We start from the raw sequence: 18,861 nt of genomic DNA on the forward strand, positions 1-18,861 counted from the left end.
GCTAGTCCAGCCGGGGAGTCAGCGTAGTGGACGTTTCCTGGGATCGTTTGACGTCGCTTCGCGGGATGTGTGGTGAGCATGGGCGGTGGCATTGAGGGACGGCTGCCTCGATGCGCACGAGTTGTCCAGCGCGGGCGAGAGCACTCCCCCTGCGGAAGCGCCGTCCTCGTGCCGGGGCTTCGGATTGGTGGAGGCCTGCCCCTACGATACCCTCAAGCTGGCCCGGCTGCTGACCCCGGTGACCACGGGTACGCCCTACTTCGAGGCCAGGGCCGTGCCCTGCGAGATGTGCGACGATATTCCCTGCGTGGCGGCCTGCCCCACCGGGGCGCTGGATCCGGCGCTGACCGACATCGACGAGGCGCGCATGGGCCTGGCGGTGCTGATCGATCACGAGACCTGCCTCAACTGGCAGGGGCTGCGCTGTGACGTCTGCTACCGGGTCTGCCCGCTGATCGACCAGGCCATTACCCTGGAACCCAGCCACAACAGCAGGACCGGGCACCACGCCCTGTTCATCCCGACCGTGCACTCGGATGCCTGCACCGGCTGCGGCAAGTGCGAACATGCCTGCGTGCTGGAAGAGGCGGCGATCAAGGTGCTGCCCAGGGAAGTCGCCAAGGGCGAGCTGGGCGCCCACTACCGCTGGGGCTGGGTCGAGAAGGAGAAGGCCGGCGGGTCCCTTATCGGGGACCAGCTGACCCTGCCGACTCGCCGTCCCGAAGGAGGACAGTGATGAAGCGATACCCCGGCGCGGAGGCAACGGAGCGCAAGGGCTGGTGGCGGGCACACCGTTTCCTGCTGCTGCGTCGGCTGTGCCAGTTGTCGGTGCTGGGCCTGTTCCTGCTCGGCCCCTGGGCCGGGATCTGGCTTATCGAAGGCAACCTGTCCAGCTCTCGGCTCATGGACACGGTGCCGATGACGGATCCCTTCGTCCTGGTGCAACTGCTGGCCGCGGGGCACTGGCCGGTGTTCACGGCCTGGCTGGGGGCGCTGATCGTCCTTGCCGGCTATGTCCTGGTCGGGGGGCGGGTGTTCTGCTCCTGGGTCTGCCCGCTGAACCCGGTGACCGATGCCGCCGGCTGGTTGCGCCGTCGGCTGGGGCTGCGCCAGGGTTCGGGTCTTTCCAGCCGGCTGCGCTACTGGCTGCTGGCCACCATACTGGTGGTGCCCTTTATCGGCGGCGTGGTGGTGTGGGAGTCGGTCAACCCGGTATCCCTGCTGCACCGGGGCCTGCTGTTCGGCATGGGCTGGGGCTGGTTGCTGATAGTGGCGGTGTTTTTGTTCGACAGCTTCGTGGTCGACAGGGGATGGTGCGGTCATCTGTGTCCCCAGGGCGCCTTCTGGGGGCTGGTGAACAAGCTGAGACCCCTGCAGGTGACGGCAGCCGGCCGGGAACACTGCACCAGTTGCATGGATTGTTACGCGGTCTGCCCCGAGCCCCAGGTGCTGAAGGGGCCGGTGCATGGCGCCAAAAGGGGCCATGGCCCCGAAATCAAGATGACGGATTGTAGCCATTGTGGGCGTTGTATCGACGTGTGTGCGGAAGACGTCTTCAGTTTCACCACCCGTTTTGCAAATAAGGCGGAGAAAAAATGATGAGAAAGACTGGAAAAGTGATGGGAGCGCTACTGTTGGCGGCCTGGGTGGGCATGGTGCAGGCCCAGGTCGAACTGGAGGATGTGGAGGCCCACAGCGGGCGCCTGAGTTCGCTGCGGGGCGACACGGCGCTGGACGTGGACAAGGATGCCGAACGTATCAAGGATCCGGTCAAGGATCAGGGCATTCAGGACCGGCAGTACATGCACCAGCCGCCCCTGGTGCCGCACCAGGTGCGGGGTTACGAGGTGGATCTCAAGGTCAACCGCTGCCTGGCCTGTCACGGCTGGAAAAACGCGGCCGCGCGCAACGCGCCCCGGGTCAGCCCCACCCACTATGAAACCCGGGACGGCATGACCCTGGGCGACATCAGCCCGCGGCGCTACTTCTGCCTGCAGTGCCACGTGCCACAGACCGGTGCCAAGCCGCTGGTGGACAACACCTTCACTCCCGTTGAATCCCTGCGGTAAGGAGCCCTCATGGCGGAGAAGAAAAGCCTGCTCAAACGGCTGTGGCAAACCTTCCGTTCACCCAGCAAGGTGGCGGTGGGCGTGGTGCTGGTATTCGGCTTCTTCGGTGGCGTCATCTTCTGGGGCGGCTTCAACACCGCCCTGGAGGTGACCAATACCGAACAGTTCTGTATCGGTTGCCATGAGATGCACGACAACGTCTATCTGGAGTACCGGGATACCATTCACTACGCCAACCGCTCCGGGGTCAGGGCCAGCTGTCCCGACTGCCATGTGCCCCACGAGTGGACCCACAAGATAGTGCGCAAGATAGCCGCGTCCAAGGAAGTCTGGGGCAAGATCACCGGCATCATCAATACCCCGGAAAAGTTCGAGGCCCACCGCCGCTATATGGCGGAGCGGGAGTGGCAGCGGATGAAGGAGACCGACTCGCGGGAATGCCGCAACTGCCACAACTTCGACTACATGGACTTCAGTGTGCAGGGCAGCCGTGCCGCCCAGGCTCACTCCACCTCCCTGGCCAGCGGCGAGAAAACCTGTATCGACTGCCACAAGGGCATCGCCCACCAGTTGCCCAACATGCGTGGGGTAGAGGGTTTCTGAGCCTTCCCTTATGAACGACGCCAAAGCCTGTGGCATTATTGCCCCAGGCTTTGTTGTTTTGCGGATTGACCTTCCGTCGCGCTGTGCGAGAATGTTTCAATTATTATCTTTATGTAAAAATTAATGAGAGGACGCCATGAGTCATGCAAGCCAGGCCTTTGTGCCCCTGAAGATAGCGGTGCTGACCGTCTCCGATACCCGTAACGAAGAGACCGACACCTCGGGCCGCTTCCTGGCCGAGGCGCTCACCGCCGCCGGCCACCAACTGGCGGAAAAGATCATCCTCAAGGACGACAAGTACGACATCCGCGCCCTGGTTTCCCGCTGGATAGCCAGCCCTGAGGTCCAGGTGGTCTTGATCACCGGCGGCACCGGCTTTACCGGCCGCGACACCACCCCCGAGGCGGTGGGCCCGCTGCTGGACACCGTGATCGACGGCTTCGGCGAGCTGTTCCGCCATATCACCTACCAGGAACTGGGCACCTCCACGGTGCAGAGCCGCGCCCTGGGCGGGCTGGCCAACCGCACCGCCATCTTCTGCATGCCCGGCTCCACCGGCGCCTGCCGCACCGGCTGGAACGGCATCCTGGCCGAGCAGCTCGATGCCCGCCACAAGCCCTGCAACTTCGTGCAGCACCTGGTGTAGTCCCATGAGCGAACTGACCCACATCAATGCCTCGGGCGAGGCCAACATGGTGGACGTGAGCGACAAGGCGGTGACGGTGCGCGAGGCCCGGGCCGAGGCCTGGGTGCTGATGGCGCCCGATACCCTGTCGCTCATCATCGAAGGCCGGCACCACAAGGGGGATGTGTTCGCCACCGCCCGCATCGCCGGCATCATGGCGGCCAAGAAAACCGCCGATCTGATCCCCCTGTGCCATCCGCTGGCGCTGTCCAAGGTGGAAGTCCGGCTGGAGGCCGACGAGGAAAAGGGCGGGGTGCGCATCGAGAGCTACTGCAAGCTGGCGGGACAGACCGGGGTGGAGATGGAAGCGCTTACCGCCGCCTCGGTGGCGGCCCTGACCATCTATGATATGTGTAAGGCGGTGCAAAAGGACATGCGCATCGAAGGCATTCGCCTGCTGGAAAAGCGGGGCGGCAAATCGGGAGACTTCAAGGCGTCATGATCAAGGTGGTATTTTTCGCGCAGGTGCGCGAGCTGGTGGGCCAGGACGAACTGGAACTGGCCGAAGACTACGGCAACGTCGAGGCGTTGCGCCGGGCCCTGGCCGGGCGCGGCGACAAGTGGGCCCTGGCGCTGTCCGACGACAAGCTGCTGGCGGCGGTGAACCACACCATAGTGCCGCTCGACAGCCCCATCAAGGCCGGGGACGAGGTCGCCTTTTTCCCGCCGGTCACCGGAGGCTGAGATGATCCGGGTACAGCGCGAAGATTTCGAACTGGGCGAGGAGTACGCCGCCCTCAGCCGTTCGCACCAGGCCGGCGCCGTGGTCACCTTCGTCGGCAAGGTACGGGAGATGAACCAGGGGGAAGCGGTCAGCGGCATGACCCTGGAGCATTACCCGGGCATGACCGAGCATTCCCTTGCGCAGATTGTGGAGGAAGCGCACCGGCGCTGGCCGCTGCTGGAGTGCCGGGTGATCCACCGGGTGGGCCGGCTCGAACTCGGCGACCAGATCGTGTTCGTGGGGGTGGCAAGCGCCCACCGGGAGGCGGCGTTCGAAGCCTGCCATTTCATCATGGACTACCTCAAGACCCGGGCCCCCTTCTGGAAGAAGGAAACCACGGCGGGCGGCGAGGAACGCTGGGTGGAAGCCAAGGACAGCGACAACCGCGCCGCGGAAAAGTGGTGACCGGGCTGCGCTGTGGCCTGATTGTAAACTGACTCTCAACGCCGGGTTGAACCAGCCCGGCGTTTTTATATTTGGTGCCAAACGGGCGCTCTGCTAGCATGGCCATCCGAAAGGCCAACCCTGTAGCCGTTCACCATCCTGCCATTTCCGCACTAGCAAGGAGTCCCCATGCACCGTTCGTGGCGTTTCGAGCACCATGGCCGCCGGCTGGCGGTGATGGAGTGGGGCGATCCCCGGGGCATGCCGGTGGTGGCCCTGCACGGCTGGCTCGACAACGCCGCCGGCTTCACCCTGCTGGCCAGGCTGTTGCCCGAAGTGCGGCTGATCGCCCTGGATCTGGCCGGCCATGGGTGCTCGGATCACAGGCCCGCCGGCCAGCCCTACTATATCTGGGACAACCTGGCCGATGTGCAGGCCCTGCTCGACGAGCTGAGGCTGGAACGGGTGGCCCTGCTCGGCCATTCCATGGGCGCCGGGGTAGCCAGCCTGTTCGCCGGGGCCTTCCCCGAGCGGGTCAGCCAGTTGTTCCTGCTTGATGGCCTGGCGCCCCTCGATTCCCCCGCCGATGAGTTGCCGGCGCAGATGGCCGAAGCGCTGGCGAAAAACAGACGGCTGCAACGGCGTGCCCTGCGACCCTACGCCAGCTTCGAGCAGGCGGTACAGGCGCGCATGGGCGGGCGCTGGCCGGTGAGCCGGGAGGCGGCCGGCTGGCTGCTGGCGCGGGGATTGCGCGAGGAGGCCGACGGCTGGTACTGGCGCAGCGATCTGGCGCTCACCCAGCCGTCGGTGGTGCGGCTGTGCGAGCCGCAGGTAGCGGCCTTTCTGCGCCGGCTGTCCATGCCGGTGCTGCTGGTGATGGCGGAAGCGGGCATCGGCATGGCACGGGTCGAACAGCAACTGGCGCTGGTGCCGCAACTGGAGCTCAAGCAACTGGCCGGTGGTCATCATCTGCACCTGGAAGCAGCGCCGGCGGCGCGCATTGCCCAGTGGATAAGCGAGCGGCTGCAGGCCTAAAGCGGCAGTGAGTCCTGGGGTGGGCTGTCCTGCTGGGCGAGCTCCAGCTCCAGCTGTTTCTTGCGGGCGGCGGCCAGCACCCGGCGCTTGCGGTCCTGGCACAGGCGGATGACGTCGCGGCGCTGGGCCGGGGTGAACGTCAGCCAGTTGAAGCGCTCTTCCCGGCTGCGAAAGCAGCCCTTGCAGTAGCCCCTGTTGTTGACCTGGCAGACGCCGATGCAGGGGCTGGGGACGTCGAAAAACTCCAGTTGCTCCATCTGTTTCCTCCCTTTGCTTAAATGGAGCACAGTTCGCCGCCCGCGGCAAGGGGCTAGAGCAGATCCCGCAGCCGGTACCAGGCCATGGCCAGCACCAGGGCGGGGGTGCGCAACAGCCGGCCGCCGGGAAAATCCTGGTGGGGGATGCGCCCGAACAGATCGAAGCGCTCGGCGCTGCCGGCGATGGCGTCGGCCATCAGGGTGCCGGCCATGCCGGTGAGGGCGATGCCGTGGCCGGAGAAGCCCTGGGCGAAATAGACATTGCCGTCGAGGCGGCCGAAGTGGGGCGCCCGGTTCATGGTGATGCCCACATAGCCGCCCCAGGTGTATTGCTGCTTCACGCCCTGCAATTGGGGGAACACATGGCGCAGCCGCTTGCCCATGGTGTCCGCCAGGTTGAGGGGATCCAGCCGCGAATAGCTGACCCGGCCGCCGAACAGCAGCCGGTGGTCGGCGCTCAGGCGGAAATAGTCGAGCACGAAGTTGATGTCGGCCACCGCCATGTTGTTGCGGATAAGTTCGCGGGCGCGCTCCTCGCCCAGTGGCTCGGTGGCGGTGATATAGGTGCCCACCGGCATGATCTTGCGCTCTATCTCGGGGGCGACGCCTTCCAGGTAGGCGTTGCCGCACAGCAGCAGGTGCCGGCTGCGTACCTTTCCTGTGGGCGTATGGGCCACCGGGGTGGCGCCCCGCTCGATGCGGGTGACCGGGCTGTGTTCGAAGAAGCGGGCGCCGGCCGCCACCGCGGCCTTGACCAATCCCAGGGTGTAGTTGAGCGGATGCACATGGCCGCTGGCGGGATCGTAGAGGCCGCCCAGGTAGGCTTCGGTGTCCAGTTGCTGCCGCACCCGTTCCCGGCTCCACGGCTCGAGCTTGTCGTAGCCGAAGTCCCGGCGCAGATCCCGGGCCCAGCTTTCCAGCTCGGTCATGTGGCGAGGCTTCACCGCCGCGTGCAGGTGGCCATCGGCCAGATCGCAGTCGATGGCGTGTTCATGGATGCGCCGGCGCATCAGCGTCATGGCCTCGAGGGAGATGTCCCACAGGGCCCGGCTCGCCTCCATGCCCACCAGCCGGGTAAGTTTGGCCTGATCGCAGGCGTAGCCGAAGATCATCTGGCCGCCGCTGCGCCCCGAGGCGCCCCAGCCCGTAAGCTTGCCTTCCAGCACCGCCACCTTGTAGCCGCGCTCCGCCAGGACCAGTGCCGCCGAGGCCCCGGTGATGCCGGCGCCGACGATGCATACGTCCACATCCAGATCGTCTTCCAGGGGCGGGAAGCTCAGGGGATATTTGATGGAGGCGGCGTAGTAGGAATCGGCGTGCTGTTGCATAAGGGCTCCGGATGGCTAAACCAGATGTTGATACCACTGGTACTCCAGCGGGGTGACATGCTGGTCGAACTCGGCCAGCTCGTGGCGTTTGTTGATGAGGTAGGCGCGGTGAAAATCCTTGCCCAGGTACTGGGACAGCCGGTGCGACTGGGCGAATCGGTCGAGGGCGTCCTGCCAGCGGTAGGGCAGCAACTGCAGGTCGAGCTTGTTGGCGTCGCCCTGGATGGGGGCGGGGGGACGCAGTTGCTCGCTGATGCCGTGGTCCACCGCCGCCAGTATGGCCGCCACCACCAGGTAGGGGTTGGCGTCGGCGCCGGCCACCCGGTGCTCGAGCCGGGTGCTGCCCTTGTCGCCGGAGGGGATGCGCAGCGCCACGGTACGGTTGTCGAAGCCCCAGCTGGCGTGCAGCGGCACGAACATATGGGGCTGCAGCCGGCGGTAGGAGTTGGCGTTGGGGGCGAACAGCGCCATGCATTCGGGCAGCATGCTGAGGTTGCCGGCGATGGCCTGGCGCAGCAGCTCGTGATCCTCGGCGAACACATTGTTGCCGGCCTCGTCGAGCAGACTGACGTGGATGTGCATGCCCGAGCCGGCCTGGCCGTTGTAGGGCTTGGCCATAAAGGTGGCGTACATGCCCTCCTTGATGGCGATGGCCTTGATCGCCCGCTTGAGCAGTATCGCCTGATCGCAGGCGGCGACGGCATCGTGCTGGTGCATCAGGTTGATCTCGAACTGACCCGGGGCGTATTCGGCCACGGCGTTGTCCGCCGGTATCTTCTGCAGCTGGCACACCTCCGCCACCCGCACCAGGAAGTCTTCCCAGCTGTCGAGATCGTCCAGGGAATAGACCTGGGTGTCGTGCATGCGCTCGTCGGTGCCCGGCAAGATGGGCGGCTGAGGCAGGCCGTCGGGGCCCTCCTTCTGATCCACCAGGTAGAATTCCAGCTCCACCGCCACGCAGGGACGCAGGCCCTTGTCCAGCAGCCGCTGTACCACCTTTTGCAGCACATGGCGCGGATCGGCGAAGAAGGGGCTGCCGTCGCTCTCTTCCATGGTCATCAGGATCTGGCCGGAGGGGGTCTTGTGCCAGGGCACCGGCACCAGGGTATGGGGCAGCAGCCGGCAGATGCGATCGCTGTCGCCCTGGGCGAAACCGAGCCCGGTTTCCTCCACCGTCTGGCCGGTGATGTCGAGGGCGAACACCGAGGCGGGCAGGCTGATGCCGTCGCGCAGGGCGTTTTCCAGGGCGCTGGTCTGGATGCGTTTGCCCCTGAGTACGCCGTTGATGTCGCACAGCATCAGGTCGACGGACTGGTAGTCGGCCCAGGGGCTGTCGGGAGCATGATGGTGTCTGGTGCTGTGGGCCTTGTTCATGGCGTCATCCTTAACGGGTCATTCGGGTCCGATTGGCAGCTAATCATGAAAACCGGTGTTTAATATATCCATATTTTTGTTAATTATGATCCCGATCTCGTTTACTTTCCGGTGGCCTGATAATTTGTTTGCGTATCTGCAATTCCTATGTCTAGCATATTTTTAGCCAATTATGGACTATGCTTGCCTTTGTTTCCTAAACCATGAGCCTGGTTATGAGTGTTCAAGATCCCGAAAAGCGTGATATGGAGTGGCTGCGGCAGTGGATGCAGCGGCACGCCATTACCGAGGTGGAATGCCTGCTGCCGGATTTCACCGGCAACGCCCGTGGCAAGATACTGCCCGCCAGCAAGTTCCTGAAGGAAGGGGGCATGCGGCTGCCGGAAAACATTTTCCTGCAGACCGTCAACGGCGACTGGCCGGAAGACGAGAACATCGACTGGACCGAACGGGACATGGAACTGCACGCCGACATCAACACGCCCCGGCTGGTACCCTGGGCGACCGAGCCCACCGCCCAGGTGATCCACGATTGCTTCGACGCCGATGGCAACCCGGTGGACATAGCGCCGCGCAGCGTGCTGCGCCGGGTACTCCGGCTCTACGAGGAGCAGGGCTGGCGCCCGGTGGTGGCACCGGAGCTGGAATTTTTCCTGGTGAAAAAGAACGAGGACTGGGACTACCCCCTGGAGCCGCCCATCGGCCGCAACGGCCGGCCCGAGACCGCCCGTCAGTCGTTCAGCATCGACGCGGTTAACGAGTTCGATCCCATCTTCGAGGAAATGTACGACTTCTGCGAAGCCCAGGAGCTGGAGGTGGACACCCTGATCCATGAGTCCGGCGCGGCCCAGATGGAGGTGAACTTCATCCACGGTGATGCCCTGGATCTGGCGGATCAGGTGTTCCTGTTCAAGCGCACCATGCGCGAGGCCGCCATGCGCCACAACGTGTACGCCACCTTTATGGCCAAGCCGATGAAGAACGAGCCGGGCAGCGCCATGCACATCCACCAGAGCCTGGTGGATCAGAATGGCAACAACCTGTTCGCCAACGCCGACGGCAGCCACAGCGAGCGGTTCCTGCACTATATCGGCGGCATGCAGCGCTATATCCCGAGCGCCGTGGCCCTGTTCGCGCCCAACGTCAACTCCTACCGGCGGCTGGCGTTCGGGGACTCGGCGCCGCGCAACATGGCCTGGGGCGAGGATAACCGCACCGTGGGCCTGCGGGTACCGCGCTCGGGGCTGGCTGACCGGCGCATCGAGAACCGCTTCGCCGGGGCCGACGCCAACCCCTACCTGGCCCTGGCCGCCAGCCTGGCCTGTGGCTACCTGGGCATGATGCAAAAGCTCAAGCCCACCGAGCAGGTGCAGGGCAGCGCCTACAACATGCCCTTCGGCCTGGCCCGCAGCCTGGAAGAGGCCCTGCTGGAGCTGGAGCAGTGCGAGGAGCTGCGCCAGATCCTGGGCCCCCGCTTCGTCAACGCCTTTATTTCGGTCAAGCGCAAGGAATACGAGGCCTTCTTCACCGTGATCAGCGCCTGGGAACGGGAGTTCCTGCTGCTGAACGTCTAACCGAGCACGGAGCCGACCATGGCAGAGCAACAAGGAAGTCGCCGCCTGCAGGAACTGGACGCCGCCCACCACCTGCATCCCTTTACCGACAGCCAGGCGCTGCACCGCAAGGGTACCCGCGTCATCGAGCGGGGCGAGGGGGTCTACCTGTGGGATGCGGACGGCCACCGCATCCTCGATGGCATGGCCGGCCTGTGGTGCGTCAACCTGGGCTATGGCCGGGAAGAGCTGATTGAGGCCGCCGACCGGCAGCTGCGGCGGCTGCCCTATTACAACCTCTTTTTCCAGACCACCCATCCGCAAGCCACCGAACTGGCCGCCACCCTGGCCGGGCTGCTGCCCGGCGACATGCAGCATGTGTTTTTTACCGGCTCGGGCTCGGAATGCAACGACACCGTGGTGCGCATGGTGCGCCACTACTGGGCCAGCCAGGGCCAACCCGGGCGGCAGGTGATCATCAGCCGGCACAACGCCTACCATGGCTCCACCCTGGCCGGCGCCGCCCTGGGCGGCATGAAGCCGATGCACGCCCAGGGCGGCCTGCCGTTGCCCGACATAGTGCATATCGATCAGCCCTATCACTTCGGGGAAGGGCAGGGGCAGGATCCGCACGCCTTCGGGCTGGCGCGGGCCCGGCAACTGGAGCAGAAAATCCTGGAACTCGGCCCCGAACGGGTGGCGGCCTTTATCGGCGAGCCCATCCAGGGCGCCGGCGGCGTCATCATTCCGCCCCAGAGCTACTGGCCCGAGATCCGGCGCATCTGCAAGCAGTACGATATCCTGCTGGTGGTGGACGAGGTGATCTGCGGCTTCGGCCGCACCGGCCACTGGTTCGCCAGCGAGTACTACGGGCTCGAGCCCGACCTGCTGTGCATGGCCAAGGGCATTACCTCCGGCTACATGCCGTTGGGAGCCGTGGCGGTGGGCCGCCGGGTGGCCGAGGGGCTGATCGGCGGCGGGGAATTCTTCCACGGCTTCACCTATTCCGGCCATCCGGTGGCCTGCGCCGTGGCCCTGGCCAATATTGAGGTGATGCGGCGGGAAAACATCGTCGAGCGCGTCCACGACGATATCGGCCCCTACCTGCAGCGGGCCTGGGCCGGGCTGGGGGATCATCCCCTGGTGGGCGAGACCCGGGGCCTGGGGCTGGTGGCGGCGCTGGAGCTGGTGGCCGACAAGACCGACAACCGCCGTTTCGACAGCGCGGTCGGGGCCGGTCTCATCTGCCGGGAGCACTGTTTCGAGCAGGGCCTGGTGATGCGGGCGGTGGGGGACACCATGATCATCTCGCCGCCCCTGGTGATCAGCCACGCCGAAGTGGACGAACTGATCACCAAGGCGCGCCGGGCGCTGGATTTGACGTATCAGACACTAACCGCTAACTCAGGCAACTAAGGACGGAGAACACCATGACACAAAAAACAGGATACGGTTTTCGACTGGGGCTGCTGGCCACGGGCGTGGGGCTGGCGCTGGGCGCCCAGGCCCAGGAGCCTCCCCAGGTCAACTTCTACAACTGGTCCGACTATATCGCGGAAGACACCCTGGCCAACTTCACCGCCGAGACCGGCATCCAGGTGACCTACGATGTGTTCGACTCCAACGAGGTGCTGGAGGCCAAGCTGCTGGCGGGCAACACCGGCTTCGACCTGGTGGTGCCCACCGGCGACTTTATGGGCCGGCAGATCCAGGCCGGCGCCTTTATGGAGCTGGACAAGTCCAAGCTGACCAACTATGGCAACCTGGATCCCCAGATCATGGCGCTGCTGGAAGAAAAGGATCCGGGCAACAGGTTCGGCGTGCCCTACCTGTGGGGCACCACCGGCATCGGTTACAACGTGGAGAAGGTGAAGGCGGCGCTGGGCGAGGAGGCCCCGGTGGACTCCTGGGATCTGGTGATGAAGCCCGAGAACCTGGCAAAACTCAGCCAGTGCGGGGTGGCCTTCCTCGACGCCCCCACCGAGGTGTTCGCCGCCGCCCTCAACTACCAGGGGCTGGATCCCAACAGCACCAACGCCGACGACTACACCGGCCCGGCCGCCGAACTGATGCTGAGCCTGCGGCCCCACATCACTTACTTCCACTCCTCCAAATACATCAACGACCTGGCCAACGGCGACGTCTGCGTGGCGGTGGGCTGGTCCGGCGACATCCTGCAGGCGCGGGACCGGGCGGAAGAAGCCGGGCGCGGGGTCGAGGTGGCCTACAGCATTCCCAAGGAAGGCGCCCTGATGTGGTTCGACATGCTGACCATCCCCAGGGATGCCCGTCACCCGGATAACGCCCACAAGCTCATCGATTACCTGATGAAGCCGGAAGTGATCGCCGGGGTGTCCAACTATGTGGCCTACGCCAACGCCAACAGCGCCTCCAGGGAGTTCGTGGATGAGGAGATCCTGAACGACACCGGTATCTACCCCACCGAGGAAGCGGCGGCCAAGCTCTATACCGCCAAGATACTGCCCCAGAGCGTGAACCGGGCCATCACCCGCGCCTGGACCCGGGTCAAGACCGGACGCTAAGCGACTGAACCCGGAACGGAGCTGGACCCGGGCAGAGGACAACGGGAAAGGCTCCGTCGGCATTCAAGGATGTTCTCAAGGAGGTGATAATGCCGGAAAACGGTAAGGAAGAGCAGGCCGAGGTCCGGCCTTTTCTGGAGATCCGCAACGTCAGCAAGCTGTTCGACGGCCAGCCTGCGGTGGACGACGTCAGCCTGCAGATCCGGCGGGGGGAGATCTTCGCCCTGCTCGGGGCCTCCGGCTGCGGCAAGTCCACCCTGCTGCGCATGCTGGCCGGCTTCGAACAGCCGAGCAAGGGCGAGATCCTGCTCGAAGGGGTCGACATCGCCGAGGTGCCGCCTTATGACAGGCCCATCAACATGATGTTCCAGTCCTACGCCCTCTTTCCCCATATGACGGTGGAAGCCAATATCGCCTTCGGCCTCAAGCAGGATCGGCTGCCCAGGGCGGAGATCGCCGAGCGGGTGGCCAACATGCTCAAACTGGTGCACATGGAAGACTTCGCCCGGCGCAAGCCCCACCAGCTCTCCGGCGGCCAGCGCCAGAGGGTGGCCCTGGCGCGCAGCCTGGCCAAGCGGCCCAAGCTGCTGCTGCTGGACGAGCCCATGGGCGCGCTCGACAAGAAGCTCCGGGAAGAGATGCAGCTGGAGCTGGTCAACATCATCGAGCAGGTAGGCGTCACCTGCGTCATGGTGACCCACGACCAGGAAGAGGCCATGACCATGGCCGGCCGCATCGCCATCATGAACAAGGGGCGGCTGGTGCAGGTGGGGGACCCGCTCGACGTCTACGAATACCCCAACTGCCGTTACAGCGCCGAGTTTATCGGCTCGGTCAATGTGTTCGAGGGGGTGCTGGAGCACAACGAAACCGACAGCGCCCTCATTCGCAGTCCGCAACTGGAGCAACCGCTGCGGGTCAACCACGGCCTGTCCATCGCCGAAGGGCTGCCGCTGATGATAGCGGTGCGCCCGGAGAAGATGCACCTCTGTGCCGAGGCGCCGGGCGGGGACAGCAACTGGCTTTGCGGCGTGGTGGACGAGATCGCCTACCTGGGGGGGCTGTCCATCTACCATGTGCGCCTGGCATCGGGCAAGCGCATCCTGGCCACCCTGCCCAACGTGGATCGGCACCGCAAGGGCAACCCCACCTGGGGCGACCGGGTGTATCTGCGCTGGGAGGCGGACAGCTGTGCCGTCTTGCTGATCTAGGGAGGTGAAGATGAACGCTCGTTCCCGCCTGAGGCTGGGCCGCAACCTGGTGATAGCGCTGCCCTACACCTGGCTGCTGCTGTTTTTCCTGATCCCTTTTCTTATCGTGTTCAAGATCAGCCTGTCCGAGGCGGCCCTGGCCATTCCGCCCTACGGCGAGGTGGTGAAATTCGCCAACGAGCAGCTGCAAATCGTGCTCAACTTCGGCAACTACCTGTTCCTGCTGACCGACAGCCTCTATCTCCAGTCCTATCTGCAGTCGCTGCGGGTGGCGACCATTTCCACCCTGCTGTGCCTGCTGATCGGCTTTCCCCTGGCCTGGGCCATCGTGCATTCCCGGCCCTCCACCCGCAACGTGCTGCTGATGCTGGTGATACTGCCGTCCTGGACCTCCTTCCTGATCCGGGTTTACGCCTGGATGGGCATCCTCAGCAACAACGGCTTTCTCAACAACCTGCTGCTCTGGCTGGGGGCGATAGAGGCGCCGCTGCAGATCCTCAACACCAATACCGCCGTCTATATCGGCATCGTCTACGCCTACCTGCCCTTTATGGTGCTGCCGCTCTACACCGCCCTGATGCGGCTCGACTATTCCCTGGTGGAGGCGGCGGCGGATCTGGGGGCGCGGCCCTGGAAGACGCTGGCCACCGTCATAGTCCCGCTCACCAAGGGCGGCATCATCGCCGGCTCCATGCTGGTGTTCATCCCGGCGGTGGGGGAGTTCGTCATCCCCGAGCTGCTCGGCGGACCCGATACCCTGCTGATCGGCCGGGTGCTGTGGCAGGAGTTCTTCAACAACCGTGACTGGCCGATAGCGGCGGCGGTGGCCAGCGTCATGCTGTTGCTGCTGATGGCGCCCATCATGTGGTTCTACCGTATTCAACGCAAAGAGCTGGAGGGCTGATCATGAACGGCATTCCCGTCAGCCGCTCCCGGCTGCGCCCCCTGATCCTGCTGCTGGGCTTCGGCTTTCTCTACCTGCCCATGCTGCTCTTGATCATCTACTCCTTCAACAGCTCGCGCCTGGTCACGGTGTGGGCCGGCTGGTCCACCCGCTGGTATGGCGAGTTGCTGCGGGATCAGATGATGATGCAGGCGGTGGGGCTGAGCCTGACCATCGCCTTCTTTGCCGCCACCGCCGCCGTGGTGCTGGGCACGGTGGCGGGCTTCGTGCTTACCCGCATCGGCCGCTTCAAGGGCGAGAGCGGCTTCGCCTTTATGATCACGGCGCCGCTGGTGATGCCCGAGGTGATCACCGGCCTGTCGCTGCTGCTGCTGTTCGTGGCCATGGGCGACTGGCTGGGCTGGCCGTCCCAGCGGGGCATGAGCACCATCTGGATTGCCCACGTCACCTTTTGCACCGCCTATGTGGCGGTGGTGGTCAGCTCCCGGCTGCGGGAGCTGGACAAGTCGGTGGAAGAGGCGGCCATGGATCTGGGGGCCCGGCCGCTCAAGGTGTTCTTCGTGATCACCCTGCCGATCATCGCGCCAGCCATCATCGCCGGCTGGCTGCTGGCCTTTACCCTGTCCCTCGACGATCTGGTCATCGCCAGCTTCGTGTCCGGGCCCAACGCCACCACCCTGCCCATGGTGGTGTTCTCCAGCGTGCGCCTGGGGGTCAGCCCCAAGATCAACGCCCTGGCGACCATCATCATCCTGATCGTGTCCCTGGTCACCTTTATCGGCTGGTGGCTGATGGCCCGGGCCGAGCGGCGCCGCGCCCAGGAAGCGGCCGCCGTCCGCGCCGGCGGCTAGGGGAGGGAGCATGGAGCTGGCGGAACGACTGAAGTGGCTGCGCACCCGCCACGGCCTGTCCCAGCGGGAATTGGCCCGGCGTGCCGGGGTCAACAACAGCCTGATCTCGCAAATCGAGCAGGCGGCGGTGAACCCCTCGGTAGCCACCCTGAAACGGGTGCTGGACGGCTTTCCCATCTCCATGGGGGAGTTTTTCAGCCTGGAGCAGGCGCCGCGCCGTCAGGTATTTTTCCGCGGTCACGAGCTGGTACCCATGAGCAGCGGCCAGGTGCAGATGTGGCTGGTGGGCCCCCTGCACGGGCGCCGGCTGGCACTGCAGCGGGAACTCTATCCGCCCGGAGCCGACACCGGCCCCGGCATGCTGAGCAACGAGGCGGAGGAAGCGGGCCTGGTGCTGCGGGGCGAAATCGAGGTGACGGTGGGCGAGCACTGTTGCCTGCTGCGGGCGGGGGACGGCTACTACTTCGATACCCGGGAGCCCCACCGTTTTCGCAATATCGGCACCGAGGTGTGCGAGCTGGTGTCGGCGGCCACGCCGCCGACCTTCTAGAGCCTGTTTAAGGTCTTTGAAAGGTTGCCTGTTACCACCCAACGAAAAGGCAACAGGGCCACCTCCACCGACACGCTTCGGGACCTGACACTCGCCGTTTCAGCCTGCTGCGAACATTCACTGGATGTTCGGTCAGGCTGAAATGGCTCGTCACGGCGAGCAAGCTCGCCCCCTGTGGCGCTCGGCACATGCCATCCCTGGCATGTGACGGTCGGTGGAGGTAATCCCTGTTACCTCTTCCAAGCCCCTCTGTTGGCTGATGGTCTAACCAACAGGCGACACCGAGCTTTGGAGAGGACAAAGAGTGCTGCTCCGCCGACCGTTGGCGCCAGGGATGGCGCCGTCGAGCCCCCAAGGATGGGTTTACGGCGAGTCGGCGGAGTAGTGCTCTTTGGCCGCGTACACCAGATCGTAAACAGGTTCTTAGAAAGAAGGCGGAGTATTGGCGGAGACCAGCTCCAGCGGCTGGTCGCCGATGCTGATGAAGCGGTGGGGCTGGGTGCTGTCGAAATAGTAGCCGTCGCCCGGGCCCAGCTCGAACTCCTGCCCGCCCACGGTGAGCCGCAACCGGCCCCGGAGCACCACCCCGCATTCCTGGCCGGCGTGGCTGAGCAGCTCGGGGCCGGTGTCGGCCCCCGGCGGCATGGTTTCGCGCAGCAGGCCGATGGCGCGGCCGGGAAAGCCGCCGCCGATCAGGCGGTAGCTGATGTCACCGGAGCCCAGCTCGGGCTGCTCTTCGGCCCGGTACACCACCGGGTTGCTGTTATCCTCGGCCTCGGCGAAGAATTCCGCCAGCGACATGGGCAGGCCGTCGAGCAGCCGTTTCAGGGAGCCGATGGAGGGGCTGACCTGGTTCTTTTCCACCTGGGAAATAAAGCCGTTGGTCACCCCGGAGCGCTTGGCGAGCTCACGCTGGGACAATTGGGCCTGTTGCCGTACGGTTTTCAGACGATTGCCAATGTCCATCTGCGGGAATTCTCCTTGAGTCCAATTGAATATCAAAACGGATGCGAGCAAGATAATGCCATCGATTCTATAACAAGATCAGGGCGATGCCGTTGATCCGGCGCGCATTCTAACCCACAACGCGGCCGACACACAGAGGTGGATATGGATATCGGAGTACCGACGGAAATCAAGAACCACGAGTACCGGGTGGGCATGACCCCCGGCGGCGTCAAGGAACTGGTGCGGGACGGCCACAGGGTACTGGTGCAGAGCGGGGCGGGCGCCGCCATCGGCCTGCTGGATGAGGATTACCGGGCCGCCGGCGCCGAACTGGTGGCGGAGGCGGCCGAGCTGTTCTCCCGCGCCGAGATGATAGTCAAGGTCAAGGAGCCCCAGGCCGAGGAATACCGGCGGCTCAGGCCCGGCCAGGTGCTGTTCACCTACCTGCACCTGGCACCGGATCTGCCCCAGACCCAGGGGTTGCTCGATGCCGGTTGCACCGCCATCGCCTATGAAACCGTGACCGACCGCCAGGGCGGCCTGCCGCTCTTGGCCCCGATGAGCGAGGTGGCCGGACGCATGGCGATCCAGGCCGGCGCCCATTGCCTGGAAAAGGCCCAGGGCGGCCGCGGGGTGCTGCTGGGCGGGGTGCCCGGGGTGGCGCCGGCGCGGGTGCTGGTGCTGGGCGGCGGCGTGGTGGGCATCAATGCCGCCCGCATGGCCCTGGGGCTGGGCGCCGACGTCACCCTGTTCGACAAGTCACTGCCGCGGCTGAAGGAGCTGGACGGCCTCTACGGCCCCGGCCTGAAGACCCTGTATTCCACCGGGGATGCCATTGAAGCCGAGTTGCCCCGGGCAGATCTGGTGATCGGCGCCGTGCTGATCCCCGGGGCGGCGGCGCCCAAGTTGCTGACCCGCGACATGCTGAAACTGCTGCCCAAGGGCGCCGTGCTGGTGGACGTGGCCATCGACCAGGGCGGCTGTTTCGAGACCAGCCGGGCCACCACCCACCGCCAGCCTACCTATGAAGTGGACGGCATCGTTCACTACTGCGTGGCCAACATGCCCGGCGCCGTGGCACGCACCTCGACCTTCGCCCTGACCAACGCCACCCTGCCCTTTATCCAGGCCTTGGCCAACAAGGGCTGGCGGCGGGCATTGCAGGATGACGAACACCTGGCCCGGGGCCTGAATGTGCACGCCGGCCAGGTTATCTATCAGGCGGTGGCCGAGGCCCACGGCATGCCCCATACCCCGCTGGAGGATGTACTGGCGGGTATCTGACGAGGAGCCCTATGCAGCTCGGATTGTTGCTTTGTGATCATATCGATCGGGATTTTCGCCGTACCGGCGGCGACTATCCCGATCTCTTTCTCGACCGTATCCGCGAGGTGATGCCTTCGGCCCGGTTGCGGGTGTTCGATGCCGAGGCCGGAGAACTGCCGGCGCCGGAGACCCGGCTGGACGGCTGGATCATCAGCGGGGCCCGCCACGACGCCTTCGGCGACTACCCCTGGCTGGTCCGCTTGAAGGCCCGGGTGCATGAGCTGCTGGCGGCGGGGGAGCCCCGCGCCGCGGAGGGGGGCCATCATGCGGCGAACCTTGGGGTGCGCTCGTGTGTGGGTCGCGGGAGGGGCTCTGGTTGTGCGGCGTGGCCGGGGGGGGGCGGGGGTGGGGGAGGTGGTGGAAAAGAAGGCCCCACCACTGGGTTTCCCACCCCTCCCGGGGGGCTCGGGCAGCCTCTGGTTTGGTCGGACCGCGTTTCAGCATGGGGTTGGTCGCCCGCCAACATCACCAAGGGCCGCCGAGGGGACGGGGTGGGCTCGGAGAGACGGCGGAGAC

The 18,861-nt window shown here is 65.2% G+C and carries 21 protein-coding genes and 1 pseudogene; 18 read left to right on the top strand and 4 right to left on the bottom strand.

The genetic code is table 11. The annotated features are described in order from the left end of the window. Nucleotides 1-166: 166 nt before the first annotated feature. The 9 genes and pseudogenes from napG to CGX12_RS15130 form a co-directional block, all read left to right on the top strand. Nucleotides 167-736: pseudogene (gene napG, locus CGX12_RS15090) on the top strand (ferredoxin-type protein NapG); the annotation flags it as partial. After that, a complete protein-coding gene (gene napH / locus CGX12_RS15095; protein WP_094040686.1) occupies nucleotides 736-1,599 on the top strand; it encodes a quinol dehydrogenase ferredoxin subunit NapH in 864 nt (287 codons plus the stop codon). The pseudogene napG and the gene napH, both read left to right, overlap by 1 nt. Nucleotides 1,600-1,619: 20 nt before the next feature. Next, nucleotides 1,620-2,069 (top strand): nitrate reductase cytochrome c-type subunit, encoded by a 450-nt coding sequence (locus tag CGX12_RS15100; protein ID WP_094040687.1) that lies wholly within the window; start codon nucleotides 1,620-1,622, stop codon nucleotides 2,067-2,069. Between the two features lie 9 nt (nucleotides 2,070-2,078). Then, on the top strand, nucleotides 2,079-2,672 hold the full coding sequence (locus tag CGX12_RS15105) for a cytochrome c3 family protein (protein ID WP_094040688.1): 594 nt from the start codon (nucleotides 2,079-2,081) through the stop codon (nucleotides 2,670-2,672). Between the two features lie 136 nt (nucleotides 2,673-2,808). Then, complete coding sequence (gene moaB, locus CGX12_RS15110; RefSeq protein ID WP_094040689.1) at nucleotides 2,809-3,318, top strand: molybdenum cofactor biosynthesis protein B; 510 nt, start codon at nucleotides 2,809-2,811, stop codon at nucleotides 3,316-3,318. Nucleotides 3,319-3,322: 4 nt separating this feature from the next. Next, complete coding sequence (moaC, locus tag CGX12_RS15115) at nucleotides 3,323-3,799, top strand: cyclic pyranopterin monophosphate synthase MoaC (RefSeq protein ID WP_094040690.1); 477 nt, start codon at nucleotides 3,323-3,325, stop codon at nucleotides 3,797-3,799. Next, complete coding sequence (gene moaD, locus CGX12_RS15120; RefSeq protein ID WP_094040691.1) at nucleotides 3,796-4,041, top strand: molybdopterin synthase sulfur carrier subunit; 246 nt, start codon at nucleotides 3,796-3,798, stop codon at nucleotides 4,039-4,041. Before moaC ends, moaD begins: the two co-directional genes overlap by 4 nt. A 1-nt stretch (nucleotide 4,042) precedes the next feature. Continuing rightward, nucleotides 4,043-4,486 (top strand): molybdopterin synthase catalytic subunit MoaE, encoded by a 444-nt coding sequence (gene moaE / locus CGX12_RS15125; protein ID WP_094040692.1) that lies wholly within the window; start codon nucleotides 4,043-4,045, stop codon nucleotides 4,484-4,486. A gap of 168 nt (nucleotides 4,487-4,654) precedes the next feature. Further along, the gene (locus CGX12_RS15130; RefSeq protein WP_094040693.1) at nucleotides 4,655-5,500 is read left to right on the top strand and encodes an alpha/beta fold hydrolase; all 846 of its coding nucleotides are present in this window, start codon (nucleotides 4,655-4,657) and stop codon (nucleotides 5,498-5,500) included. Here CGX12_RS15130 and CGX12_RS15135 read toward each other — a convergent pair. Genes CGX12_RS15135 through CGX12_RS15145 form a run of 3 tightly spaced genes read right to left on the bottom strand, consistent with a single transcriptional unit; the run spans nucleotide 5,497 to nucleotide 8,459 of the window. Beyond that, entirely contained in the window at nucleotides 5,497-5,757 is a 261-nt protein-coding gene (locus tag CGX12_RS15135; RefSeq protein WP_094040694.1) for a DUF1289 domain-containing protein, read from the bottom strand. The two genes, CGX12_RS15130 and CGX12_RS15135, sit on opposite strands and share 4 nt — an antisense overlap. Before the next feature lie 53 nt (nucleotides 5,758-5,810). Continuing rightward, entirely contained in the window at nucleotides 5,811-7,085 is a 1,275-nt protein-coding gene (locus CGX12_RS15140; RefSeq protein WP_094040695.1) for an NAD(P)/FAD-dependent oxidoreductase, read from the bottom strand. Between the two features lie 15 nt (nucleotides 7,086-7,100). Continuing rightward, nucleotides 7,101-8,459, bottom strand: a complete 1,359-nt coding sequence (locus tag CGX12_RS15145) for a glutamine synthetase family protein (RefSeq protein WP_094040696.1) — start codon at nucleotides 8,457-8,459, stop codon at nucleotides 7,101-7,103. Nucleotides 8,460-8,674: 215 nt separating this feature from the next. Here CGX12_RS15145 and CGX12_RS15150 point away from each other — a divergent pair, with 215 nt between their 5' ends. The 7 genes from CGX12_RS15150 (at nucleotide 8,675) to CGX12_RS15180 (ending at nucleotide 16,071) form a co-directional block, all read left to right on the top strand. Beyond that, a complete protein-coding gene (locus tag CGX12_RS15150) occupies nucleotides 8,675-10,033 on the top strand; it encodes a glutamine synthetase family protein (protein WP_408645703.1) in 1,359 nt (452 codons plus the stop codon). A gap of 18 nt (nucleotides 10,034-10,051) precedes the next feature. Further along, complete coding sequence (locus CGX12_RS15155; RefSeq protein ID WP_094040697.1) at nucleotides 10,052-11,428, top strand: aspartate aminotransferase family protein; 1,377 nt, start codon at nucleotides 10,052-10,054, stop codon at nucleotides 11,426-11,428. A gap of 14 nt (nucleotides 11,429-11,442) precedes the next feature. Further along, the gene (locus CGX12_RS15160) at nucleotides 11,443-12,555 is read left to right on the top strand and encodes an extracellular solute-binding protein (protein ID WP_094040698.1); all 1,113 of its coding nucleotides are present in this window, start codon (nucleotides 11,443-11,445) and stop codon (nucleotides 12,553-12,555) included. A gap of 89 nt (nucleotides 12,556-12,644) precedes the next feature. Further along, on the top strand, nucleotides 12,645-13,766 hold the full coding sequence (potG, locus tag CGX12_RS15165; RefSeq protein WP_094040699.1) for a putrescine ABC transporter ATP-binding subunit PotG: 1,122 nt from the start codon (nucleotides 12,645-12,647) through the stop codon (nucleotides 13,764-13,766). A gap of 10 nt (nucleotides 13,767-13,776) precedes the next feature. Continuing rightward, on the top strand, nucleotides 13,777-14,670 hold the full coding sequence (gene potH, locus CGX12_RS15170) for a putrescine ABC transporter permease PotH (RefSeq protein ID WP_094040700.1): 894 nt from the start codon (nucleotides 13,777-13,779) through the stop codon (nucleotides 14,668-14,670). 2 nt (nucleotides 14,671-14,672) lie between these two features. After that, complete coding sequence (gene potI / locus CGX12_RS15175; RefSeq protein ID WP_094040701.1) at nucleotides 14,673-15,521, top strand: putrescine ABC transporter permease PotI; 849 nt, start codon at nucleotides 14,673-14,675, stop codon at nucleotides 15,519-15,521. A 10-nt stretch (nucleotides 15,522-15,531) separates the two neighbouring features. Further along, on the top strand, nucleotides 15,532-16,071 hold the full coding sequence (locus tag CGX12_RS15180) for a cupin domain-containing protein (RefSeq protein ID WP_094040702.1): 540 nt from the start codon (nucleotides 15,532-15,534) through the stop codon (nucleotides 16,069-16,071). A 423-nt stretch (nucleotides 16,072-16,494) separates the two neighbouring features. Here the strand turns inward: CGX12_RS15180 and CGX12_RS15185 are convergent, their stop codons facing one another. After that, on the bottom strand, nucleotides 16,495-17,037 hold the full coding sequence (locus CGX12_RS15185) for a cupin domain-containing protein (RefSeq protein WP_094040703.1): 543 nt from the start codon (nucleotides 17,035-17,037) through the stop codon (nucleotides 16,495-16,497). Between the two features lie 144 nt (nucleotides 17,038-17,181). On the opposite strand from CGX12_RS15185, the gene ald reads away from it, so the two are divergent. Both ald and CGX12_RS20115 read left to right on the top strand, forming a co-directional pair. Then, the gene (ald, locus tag CGX12_RS15190) at nucleotides 17,182-18,303 is read left to right on the top strand and encodes an alanine dehydrogenase (protein ID WP_094040704.1); all 1,122 of its coding nucleotides are present in this window, start codon (nucleotides 17,182-17,184) and stop codon (nucleotides 18,301-18,303) included. Nucleotides 18,304-18,314: 11 nt separating this feature from the next. Continuing rightward, the coding region (locus CGX12_RS20115; protein WP_497045549.1) for a type 1 glutamine amidotransferase family protein at nucleotides 18,315-18,861 on the top strand (547 nt) is incomplete at its 3' end.

It is taken from the genome of Zobellella denitrificans, assembly GCF_002237365.1.
Classification (GTDB): domain Bacteria; phylum Pseudomonadota; class Gammaproteobacteria; order Enterobacterales; family Aeromonadaceae; genus Oceanimonas; species Oceanimonas denitrificans.